Genomic DNA, 8,763 nt, shown 5'->3' with positions numbered 1-8,763 from the left:
ATGGTGCCCCGGGCCGGGGGGGCTCGGGCCCCCCCCCGCGGGCCCGGCCCCCCCCCGCCGCGGCGCCTGGGACCCCCCGCCGGCCCCCCCCCCCCCCCTGGGGGGCGGCGGCCCCCACGGCCATGACCACGAAGGGAACGCACCGTGACAGGGGAAGTCATCGTCGCCGGCTGGATGGACTACGAGCCCGGTGACCGCGACAGGATGCTGGAGCACCTGGTCGTGCTCGGGGACCGGACCCGTGCCGAGGAGCCGGGCTGTCTGGACTACGCGATGACCGCGGACCCGGGCGACGGACGGCGGATCCGGGTGTTCGAGCGGTGGGCCTCCCAGGAGGCCCTCGACGCACACTTCACCACCGCGCACATCAGGGACTTCCGGGCGGCCGCGTCCGGGCTGACACGGGTCGGGGTCTTCCTGCAGGCCCACACCGTGGCCGCGTCGCACCCGATGCGCTGACCGGGGCGCGCCGGCCGGCGCATGCCCGCCACGGCACAGGGGCTCAGCCCAGCCGCACCACGGCACAGGGGCTCAGCCCAGCCGCACCAACATCTTGCCGACGTTGCCGCCGTCCAGCAGCGACAGCAGCGCGCCGGCGGCGTTCTCCAGACCGTCCATGACCGTCTCGCGGGCGGTGATGCGGCCGTCGGCCAGCCAGTGCGCGACCCGCTGCTCGAACTCCGGCCGCAGGTCGTCGTGGTCGCGGACGATGAAGCCCCGCAGCGTCAGCCGCTTGAGGACCGCCTGGATCAGCTGGTTGATGTCCACCGGCCGTCGCTCGCCGCCGAACTGCGACATCATGCCGCACAGCGCGACCCGTCCCCCGGGGCGCAACGCGTGCAGCGCGGCGGCCAGTTGCTCGCCGCCGACGTTGTCGAAGTAGACGTCGACGCCGTCGGGCGCCAGCCGGGCCAGTGCCTCGCGGACCGGTTCGGCGCGGTGGTCCGCGGCGGCGTCGTAACCGAACTCCTCGACCAGCAGGGCGCACTTGTCCGGTCCTCCGGCGGTCCCGACGACCCGCTCCGCGCCCAGCAGCCGCGCGAACTGGCCGGCCGCGGTGCCCACCGCCCCGGCCGCCGCCGACACCAGGACGGTGTCGCCGGGGCGGATTGCGGCGATCCGGGTCAGGCCGACGTACGCGGTGAAGCCGGTCTGGCCGAGCAGCCCCAGCCAGGTGGGCAGCGGCGCGAGGCGCGGGTCGATGCGCTCCGCGCCGTCGGTGTCCGCGCCGTCCAACACGGCCCGCTCCCGCCAGCCCAGCTGATGCCGGACGAAGGCACCCACGGGCACCGAGGGACAGCGGCTCTCCTCCACGACCCCGAGGGCACGGCCGTCGAGCGGGGAGCCGGGGGTGAAGTTGTGCGTGTAGTGCTTCTCGGTGCTCTCCAGCCGCCCCCGCATGGACGGGTCGACGCTCATGTACAGGTTGCGGACGAGGAGTTGTCCCGCGCCGACCGGCGGCAGGGCGCGCTCCTCGACGGCGAAGTCGCCGGGCACCGGCTCCCCGTCGGGCCGGCGCACCAGGCAGACCACCCGGGTGGTCCGGGGCGTCACCGGCTCACTCCCCCGGCTGCGGGGTGCCGCGCCGCCGGGCGAGCCGGCCCACCCAGCCGGCCATCTGCAGGTCGGCGTGGCGCAGTTCGCCCGACTGCCAGCGGGCCTGGAAGTCGAAGACGCCCCGCGCGCCGGTCTTCGGGTCGCTCACCTCGACCAGGCCGTCCTCGGTCAGCCGGTACACATGCCCGGTCAGCGGGTGGATCACTTGCTTGGCCATGGGTCTCACTCCTGCACGGGGCGGCGTACGCCGCGCTTGGTCACGGTCACCGGGCCCTCGACCCGGAGCCGGCAGGCGAGCCGGGTCAGGCCGTCCACCGGCCGGCGCAGGGCCTCGATGCCCTCACGTTCCAGCGGGTCCACCGGGGAGCAGTTCTCGGCGCCCTCCTCGACCCGGACGAAGCAGGTGCGGCAGGTGCCCCGGCCGCCGCAGAGGGTCGGCCAGCGGTAGCCGAGCCGTCCGGCGGCGCTGAACAGGTCCTCGCCGTCGCGGACCTCGATCTCGACGTCGGCGGGCCGGACCGCCACGCGGTGGCTCACTTCTCCATCCAGTGGTCGAGCGTGCGGTTGAAGTGGCGGATGCGGCTCTCCTGGTAGTTGGCCAGGGTGATGCCCGGCTTGCGCATCGCCTTCAGGCCCTGCTGGACGTGGGGCAGGTTCTCGCAGTCCTGGTCGAAGACGGGTCCGAGCACGCCGAGTTCGGGGATGTCCGCGAAGAGCATGTCCTCCGGGACCCAGCGGATCTTCGCCGGAGGCGGCATCTCGCCGGGCTGCTTCGGGGCCGACATGAAGATGATCTCGGCGGTGCACGCGTCGGGGTCGAGCCCGTGGGGCCGGAACCGGTAGACGATGTTGGACTTGGCGCCGCCCCAGGGGTTGAAGTTGGGGAACAGCAGGTAGTTGATGGCGTCCAGCAGTTCGGTGTCGGGGGTTGCCGAGAAGTCCTGCCGCGCGGTGGCCGCCAGCTGTTCGCGCATCCGCTGGGCGAGGACCTGGCGGGCGGTGCCGCCGGGCGGGATCGCGGGCAGCTCGTCCCCCTCCCCCCGCACCAGATCACGGCCCTGTGCCGCCGAGTAGAACGCCCGCGAGTCGTAGAAGGTCTCCAGCACGTCCTCCTCCGTGACCCAGTCCGCCACGTGCGGACTGGGGGCGCCCTGGATGTTGATCATGCGGCTCCAGTTGGGCTGGTCCGCCATGACGTCGTACTGCGAGTTGGCGTCGGCGAGCCACGGCAGCATCTGCGGATGGGTGGCGATCACGTGGAAGGACTCGATGAACGCGTCCTGCGCGACCTTCCAGTTGCAGGGCAGCACCTTGGCGATGTGCAGCGACTTGTACCGCTCCTCCAGCGGCCAGATGTAGTACTCGTCGAAGGTGCCGCGATAGCTGTCGAAGGACTCCGCGCAGGGGTCCATGTTGATGAAGACGAAGCCGCGCCAGGTGGCCACCCGGGCCTCGGGGAGCGTGAACTTCTCCGGGTCGACGTGGGGGAAGTCCCAGGCGCACGGCGGGGTCCGCATGGTGCCGTCGAGGTTCCAGGTGAAGCCGTGGAACGGGCAGCGGAACTCGCCCGCGTTGCCGCCGGCGGTGCGCAGTTTGCGGCCACGGTGCAGGCACACGTTGACGAAGGCCCGGATCTCGTCGGGGGCCGTGCGCACGACGATGAGCGAGTCGTCGCCGATCTCGTACACCTCGTGGTCGCCGACCTCGGGGATCTCGCTCTCCAGACAGGCGAACTGCCAGACGCGCCGCCACACCCGCTCCATCTCACGTTCGGCCCACGCGCGTGAGGTGAAGCGGGCGGCGTCGATGTCCTCGCTGCCCAGGTGGTCGTTCCTCTCAAACCTCAGGGCGGCGGGAACGGGCCGGCTGTCCTGGTCGAGGTAGTCCTGGACGCTGGGCCCGGGGCACCGCGCGGCGCCCGACTCCGACGTTTCGTCCATCATCTCTCCTCCGGCAGAAACTTGAGAGTGAGTGTAGTTACCTGTCGCAGCGCGGAGCAACACTCACGACGAGGGACAAACCCACATCGCACGAGGTCACCGCAAACATGCCCGTCGTGCAGGGAATTTCTTGCGGCCACCCCCTCCCCAAGCCCGCCCCGGCATGTCACACTCCGACGCACTTGAGGCTGTAGTGCCTCATAAGTTTCTCGCCCAGGACCGATGTCCTCCGGTTCCGGGCCAGTGCCGCGGGGGCACCCCGACGGCCCGCGCCGAACCCCACGCCGGCGATCGACGCAGTCCGTTCTTCCCTCAGACCCGGAGTACTCGACGATGAGTTCCACACCCGGTCGCGCGGTCCGCCGCGCCCTCACCGCGCTCGTGCCCGCCACCGCCCTGCTCACCCTGGCGGCATGCGGCTCGGACTCCACCCCGGCCGCCGGCACCAACCAGGCCGCGGCCCCCGACTCGCCCGGCCTGACCGCGGCCCGCGCGGCGCTGAAGACCTACTCCGAACGCCCGGCCTCGATCCCGGTCACCCAGCCCGTCGGCAAGAAGATCCCCAAGGGCAAGAAGATCGACTTCATCCTGTGCGGCGTCCAGTCCTGCAAGGACCTCGCCGACTTCTTCACCCAGGCCGCCGGCGAGCTGGGCTGGAAGGTGAAGCAGATCGCCACCCAGGGCACCCCCGAGTCCGTCCAGGCCGCCTACGAGCAGGCCCTGCGCGACAAGCCCGACGCGGTCGTCGCCTCCGGATTCCCGCGCGCCGTCTACGCCAAGCAACTGGCCCGGCTGAAGGCGGCCGGCATCCCCGTCGTCCAGTCGAACGCCGACGACGTGACGGGCGGGGGCATCTCCCTGCTGAAGAACGGCCCCAAGGAGGTCGCCGTCCAGGGCGAGATGCTCGCCTCATGGGTGGTGTCGGACAGCGGCGCCAAGGCGAACACCGTGTACTTCGACCTGCCGGCCTACACGATCCTCAAGCCCGTCAAGGACGCCTTCGCGGCCAAGTACAAAGAGTGGTGCGAGGGTTGTGCGCTGGACCAGGTCGACGTGCCGATCACCGCGGTCGGCAAGGACATGCCGGACCGGGTGGTGTCGTACCTGCGCTCGCACCCGAAGGTGACCCATGTCGTCTTCTCGCTCGGCCTGCTCAACGTCGGCGTCCCGGCCGCGCTGAAGACCGCGGGCCTCACCGGCAAGCACCTCGTGGTCAACGTCGGTGACGCGCAGAACTACCAGTACATCCAGAGCGGTCTCAGCGACGGCGCGATGGCGCTGAACTCGCACGAGACGGCCTGGCTCCAGGCGGACGCGCTGGCCCGGCACTTCACCGGCCAGTCCATGGACGTGGACCAGCGGGCGAAGCTGCCGAACATGCTGGTCACCAAGGACAACCTGCCCTCGGCCGACGGCGACTTCCCGATCGTCGAGGACTACCAGGCGCAGTTCAAGGCGCTGTGGGGGCTGAGTTGACCCGGCCGGTGCTGCGACTGGCCCGGCTGTCGAAGAGGTTCGGCGCGACGCAGGCACTCCGGGACGTCGACCTGGAGGTCGCGCCCGGCGAGATCCACGCCCTGATCGGCCCCAACGGCTCCGGCAAGTCCACCCTCATCAAGGTCCTCGCCGGATACCACCACGCGGAACCGGGAGCCGTCGCCGAACTCGACGGCGAACCGTTCGACCTCGGCCAGGTCACCGCCTCCCGGCACGACCGGCTGCGCTTCGTCCACCAGGAGCTGGGGCTGGTGGGCGAGTTGAGCGCCGTCGACAACCTGGCGCTCAGTCGCGGTTTCGCCCGTACGGCCCTCGGCAACATCCGCTGGCCGGAGATGGAGAGGCGCACGACCGCGCTGGTCGAACGGTTCGGGCTCGGCATCGACGTGCGCCGGCCCCTGACGACCGCGACCCCCGTCCAGCGCGCGGTGGTGGCCATCGCCGCCGCGCTGCAGGGCTGGGAGGGCCGCAGCGGTGTCCTGGTCCTCGACGAGCCCACCGCCGTACTGCCGCCCGGTGAGGTCGCGCGCCTCTTCGACATCGTGCGGGAGATACGCGACGCCGGGGCAGGCGTGCTGTACGTCTCGCACCGGATGGACGAGATCTTCGCGCTCGCCGACCGGGTCACCGTGATCCGTGGCGGACGCCGCATCGCCACCCGGCGGGTCGACGAACTCACCCCGCGCTCGCTGGCGGAGCTGATGGCGGGCGAGGAGACCGGAACCGACCACCGTCCGGCTCCCCGCCCGGGCGCGGACGGGGCCGACGGTGCCGAGGAAGCCGTACTGGAGGTCCGCGACCTGCGGGCCGGCCCGCTGCGCGGCATCGGCTTCGACCTGGCCCGGGGTGAGCGGCTCGGCATCACCGGGCTGGTCGGCTCCGGCCACGAGCTCGTGCCGTACGCGGTGTGCGGCGCCCACGTCGGGCGGGTGAGCGGCAGGCTGCGGCTGCCGGAGCGCTCCGAAGGCTGGACGGACGCCCGCCACGCCGACGGGCTGGGCCTCCCCCTGGTCCCGGCCGACCGGGCGGGTGAGGGGGTGATCGGCGGCTTCTCGGTCGCCGAGAACCTCACCCTCCCCCTTCTGCACCGGCTGCGGGCCCGGGGCGGACGGCTGCACCGGCGCCGCGAGTCCGCCCTTGCCGAGGACTGGATCGCGCGGGTCGGGGTGCGCACGGCGGGCCGCGGAGCCCGCGTCACCACCCTGAGCGGCGGCAACCAGCAGAAGGTCGTCATGGCCCGCTGTCTGGCCCAGCGGCCGCCGGTGCTGGCCCTGTGCGAGCCCACGGCGGGCGTCGACATCGCCACCCGGCTGCAGCTGTACGACCTGATAGAGCGCCAGGCGGGGGACGGCATGGGCGTCATCGTCTCCTCGTCCGACACACAGGACCTGCTCGCCCTGTGCACGCGCGTCCTGGTGGTACGCGACGGCCGGATCGCACGGGAACTCGTCGGCCGCGACATCACCGAGCCCGCGCTGGTGCACGCCATGGAAGGAACCGAGTGACATGACATCCACCCCGACCCGGCCGGCGGTGCCCGTACCGGCCGCACGGGTCCGGCGGGCGGCCTCGGCACGAGCCGCGCTGCCCGCTTCCCTGCCGTCGTTCCTGTCGTTCCGGAACATCGGCGCCGTGTACGTGTGGCTGGTCATCGCCGTGCTCTTCTCCGTCTGGGCGCCGGAGACGTTCCCGACCACCACCACGGTCAAGCAGATACTCAACGGCAACGCCGTGGCCGGGCTGGTCGCACTCAGCGTCGTACCCCCGCTCGCCGCCCGGGTCTTCGACCTCTCCGTCGCCTACACCATGTCACTGACCAGCGTGCTCACCGCCTACTTCCTGGTCTCCACCGGGCTCGGACCCGCCGCCGCGATCGCCCTGGCGATGACCGCCGCGCTGCTGATCGGGGTCGTCAACGGGATCGTGGTGGTGGGCCTGCGGGTCGACTCCTTCATCGCGACCCTGGCGACCGGCGCGCTGATCCAGTCGGTGATCACCATGGTCACCGACGACAGCTCCATCACCGGCGTGCGGCTGCTGGCCGAGCCGTTCGCGAGCATCGCGCAACTCGACGCGGGCGGCATCACCCTGCCGGTGCTGTACCTGCTGCTCGCCGCGACGGCCATCTGGTTCCTGCTGGAACACACCGCCACCGGGCGCCGGTTGTACGCGACCGGCTTCAACGCCGACGCGGCACGGCTGCAAGGGGTGCGCACGGACCGGCTGCGCTTTCTGACCCTGGTGTCGTCCGCGCTGCTCTCCGGGTTCGCCGGAATCGTCTTCGCGTCCTCGGTCGGATCGGGATCACCGACCGCGGGCACCCCGTATCTGCTCTCGGCCTATGCGGCGGCCTTCGTCGGAGCGACCCAGCTGCGCGCCGGCCGCTTCAACGCCTGGGGCACGGTCCTCGCGGTCCTGCTGCTCGGTACCGGCGTCACCGGCCTCGGGCTCGCCACGAGCGCGCAGTGGGCCGCGAGCCTGTTCACCGGCTCGGTCCTCATCGTCGCGCTGGTCCTGACGGGTGGCCGGATCGCCCTGCCCGCCGTCCTGCGCCGCCGCAGGGGGAACCCCTCACCCGACGGCTCCGAGGCTCCCGCGACACCCGCGGCCGGGTCCGCTCCCCGTAAGGAGGACCGATCATGAAGGCTCTGCAGTACCTCAAGGTGGGGCAGCCCCCCGAGGTCGTGGACGTTCCCGTGCCCCAACCCGGCCCGGGTGAGGTGCTGTTGAAGGTGACGGCGGCGGGGCTGTGCCACTCCGACCTGGCGGTCATGGGCTGGCCCGAGGAGCAGTTCCCGTACCCGCTGCCCATGACCCTCGGGCACGAGGGGGTCGGTACCGTCGCGGCCGTCGGCAGCGGGGTCGAGGGGCCGGCGGAGGGCGACTCCGTGGCGGTGTACGGCCCGTGGGGCTGCGGGCGCTGCCCCAAGTGCGCCGTGGGCAAGGAGAACTGCTGCCCGCACGCGGCCGGGCTCGGCATTCTGCCGCCCGGACTCGGCTCCCCCGGCGCCCTCGCCGAGTACATGGTGGTGAGGTCGCCCCGCCATCTGGTTCCGCTCAAGGGTCTCGACCCCGTGCAGGCGGCGCCGCTCACCGACGCCGGGCTGACGCCGTATCACGCGATCGCGGAGTCCCTGCCGAAGCTGGTGCCGGGCAGCACCGCGGTCGTCATCGGTGTCGGCGGACTCGGCCATCTCGCCGTGCAACTGCTGCGCGCGCTGACGCCGGCCCGGGTGGTCGCCCTGGACCTGAGCGAGGAGAAGCGGGCGCTGGCGAAGACGGTCGGCGCCCACGAGGTGCTGCTCTCCGACGACGCGGCGGCCGGGCGGATCCGGGAACTCACCGGGGGGACGGGTGCGGAGGTGGTGCTGGACTTCGTGGGGGCACCACCGACCCTGGCGGTCGCCGCCGCGTCCGTGGCGGTCGAGGGCGATGTGACGATCGTCGGACTCGGCGGGGGCACGCTGGCCGTCGGCTTCGGCGGCGGGCTGCCGTTCGAGGTGTCCGCGTCGTTCCCCTACTGGGGCAGCCGCGCGGAGCTGATGGAGGTCGTCGAGCTGGCACGGCAGGGGGTCGTCTCCTCCCACGTGGAGACCTTCTCGCTGGAGGAGGCGCCGGGGGCCTACGAGCGCCTGCACGCGGGGGACATCAACGGGCGGGCGGTGGTGCTGCCGCACGGCTGAACGGGGGGCAGGCCCCGGCGCTTCTCGTCCTGGCCGCCGGTCCGGTGGGGCTTCTCGCGCAGTTCCCCGCGCCCCTTTTCAGGGGC

General features: G+C 72.3%; 9 protein-coding genes. 5 read left to right on the top strand and 4 right to left on the bottom strand.

Annotated elements, in window-relative coordinates:
* Positions 1-144: 144 nt before the first annotated feature.
* Complete coding sequence (locus tag ACFU5F_RS41440) at positions 145-459, top strand: putative quinol monooxygenase (protein ID WP_059077898.1); 315 nt, start codon at positions 145-147, stop codon at positions 457-459.
* Between the two features lie 72 nt (positions 460-531).
* On the opposite strand, the gene ACFU5F_RS41435 is transcribed toward ACFU5F_RS41440, so the two are convergent.
* Genes ACFU5F_RS41435 through ACFU5F_RS41420 form a run of 4 tightly spaced genes read right to left on the bottom strand, consistent with a single transcriptional unit; the run spans position 532 to position 3,500 of the window.
* Complete coding sequence (locus tag ACFU5F_RS41435; RefSeq protein WP_383898743.1) at positions 532-1,554, bottom strand: NADP-dependent oxidoreductase; 1,023 nt, start codon at positions 1,552-1,554, stop codon at positions 532-534.
* Positions 1,555-1,558: 4 nt separating this feature from the next.
* The gene (locus tag ACFU5F_RS41430) at positions 1,559-1,774 is read right to left on the bottom strand and encodes a transposase (RefSeq protein WP_383898741.1); all 216 of its coding nucleotides are present in this window, start codon (positions 1,772-1,774) and stop codon (positions 1,559-1,561) included.
* Positions 1,775-1,779: 5 nt separating this feature from the next.
* A complete protein-coding gene (locus ACFU5F_RS41425) occupies positions 1,780-2,094 on the bottom strand; it encodes a 2Fe-2S iron-sulfur cluster-binding protein (RefSeq protein ID WP_059077896.1) in 315 nt (104 codons plus the stop codon).
* Positions 2,091-3,500, bottom strand: coding sequence for an SRPBCC family protein (locus ACFU5F_RS41420; protein ID WP_383898740.1), 1,410 nt, complete (start codon positions 3,498-3,500; stop codon positions 2,091-2,093). Before ACFU5F_RS41420 ends, ACFU5F_RS41425 begins: the two co-directional genes overlap by 4 nt.
* A gap of 330 nt (positions 3,501-3,830) precedes the next feature.
* Between ACFU5F_RS41420 and ACFU5F_RS41415 the strand changes: the two genes are divergently transcribed.
* Genes ACFU5F_RS41415 through ACFU5F_RS41400 form a run of 4 tightly spaced genes read left to right on the top strand, consistent with a single transcriptional unit; the run spans position 3,831 to position 8,677 of the window.
* A complete protein-coding gene (locus ACFU5F_RS41415; protein ID WP_383898738.1) occupies positions 3,831-4,973 on the top strand; it encodes a substrate-binding domain-containing protein in 1,143 nt (380 codons plus the stop codon).
* Positions 4,958-6,499, top strand: coding sequence for a sugar ABC transporter ATP-binding protein (locus tag ACFU5F_RS41410; RefSeq protein ID WP_383898736.1), 1,542 nt, complete (start codon positions 4,958-4,960; stop codon positions 6,497-6,499). Before ACFU5F_RS41415 ends, ACFU5F_RS41410 begins: the two co-directional genes overlap by 16 nt.
* 1 nt (position 6,500) lies before the next feature.
* On the top strand, positions 6,501-7,637 hold the full coding sequence (locus tag ACFU5F_RS41405) for an ABC transporter permease (RefSeq protein ID WP_383898734.1): 1,137 nt from the start codon (positions 6,501-6,503) through the stop codon (positions 7,635-7,637).
* On the top strand, positions 7,634-8,677 hold the full coding sequence (locus ACFU5F_RS41400; protein WP_383898732.1) for an NAD(P)-dependent alcohol dehydrogenase: 1,044 nt from the start codon (positions 7,634-7,636) through the stop codon (positions 8,675-8,677). Before ACFU5F_RS41405 ends, ACFU5F_RS41400 begins: the two co-directional genes overlap by 4 nt.
* Positions 8,678-8,763: the final 86 nt, after the last annotated feature.

The sequence above is a fragment of the Streptomyces sp. NPDC057438 genome, from assembly GCF_042802995.1.
GTDB lineage: Bacteria > Actinomycetota > Actinomycetes > Streptomycetales > Streptomycetaceae > Streptomyces.
This window is presented reverse-complemented; position numbering and strand designations above follow the sequence as displayed.

Coding starts and splice junctions, on each gene's coding strand:
- ACFU5F_RS41420 (WP_383898740.1), bottom strand. CDS start 3,500: ATGATGGACGAAACGTCGGAGTCGGGCGCCGCGCGGTGCCCCGGGCCC.
- ACFU5F_RS41430 (WP_383898741.1), bottom strand. CDS start 1,774: ATGGCCAAGCAAGTGATCCACCCGCTGACCGGGCATGTGTACCGGCTG.
- ACFU5F_RS41415 (WP_383898738.1), top strand. CDS start 3,831: ATGAGTTCCACACCCGGTCGCGCGGTCCGCCGCGCCCTCACCGCGCTC.
- ACFU5F_RS41400 (WP_383898732.1), top strand. CDS start 7,634: ATGAAGGCTCTGCAGTACCTCAAGGTGGGGCAGCCCCCCGAGGTCGTG.
- ACFU5F_RS41405 (WP_383898734.1), top strand. CDS start 6,501: ATGACATCCACCCCGACCCGGCCGGCGGTGCCCGTACCGGCCGCACGG.